General features: G+C 72.4%; 1 protein-coding gene. It reads right to left on the bottom strand.

Annotated elements, in window-relative coordinates; all coding sequences use genetic code 11:
- On the bottom strand, positions 1 to 649 hold a 649-nt coding region (locus ABD940_RS22835; RefSeq protein ID WP_345208873.1), incomplete at both ends, for a MetQ/NlpA family ABC transporter substrate-binding protein.

Genomic DNA, 649 nt, shown 5'->3' with positions numbered 1-649 from the left:
GCGCTGTTTCTCCGTGCACAGCGACGAAAGGATCAAGGAGGCCTTCAGCCATTCGGTCTGGGGCCAAAGCCTGGCCCGGGCGCTGCGCACGCTGCCGTCGATGTTCATGGCGTCGATCGCAATGCCGCGCTTGGCGTCGACGCCCTGCTCGCGGGCGGCCTCCACGTCGGTCCAGCCCTGCTCGTTGTCGCCCTGGACGCCGAAGGCGACCAGCGTGACGTCGATGTCGCCGTCGGCGAAGGCCTTGTCGACCACCTCGCCGTGGGTCTCCGGGGAGCGGGCGTCGAACGGCAGCGTGGTCACGGTGCTGCCGGTGGCGCGCAGCCGCTCGGCCGCCGCCTCCAGCCGGTCCGACCCGGGGAAGTAGGCGACGTCGAGCCCGGCCGCGGTCCGCACCGGCGGCAGCGGCCGGTCGGTGCGGACCAGCGGGCGCAGCCGCTCCTGGACCGCGACCGCCTCGGCCAGCCGGGTGCCCACCGCGGCCTCCGGCTTCAGGGTGAGCAGGCCCGCGTTCTCCAGCAGCTTCAGCGCCCGGAACTGGTTGGCCGGGTCGTTGGGCAGGGTGATCACCGAGCCGTTCGGGATCTGCTCCGGGGTGTCGTGGTTCTTGGAGTACATCGCCAGCGGCTCCAGGTGGACCGGCTCCACC

The sequence above is a fragment of the Chryseobacterium ginsengisoli genome (assembly GCF_039542325.1).
Taxonomy (GTDB): Bacteria; Bacteroidota; Bacteroidia; order Flavobacteriales; family Weeksellaceae; genus Chryseobacterium; species Chryseobacterium ginsengisoli.
Note: the sequence above shows the minus strand (reverse complement) of the source record. Positions and strands in the feature narration are given on the sequence as shown.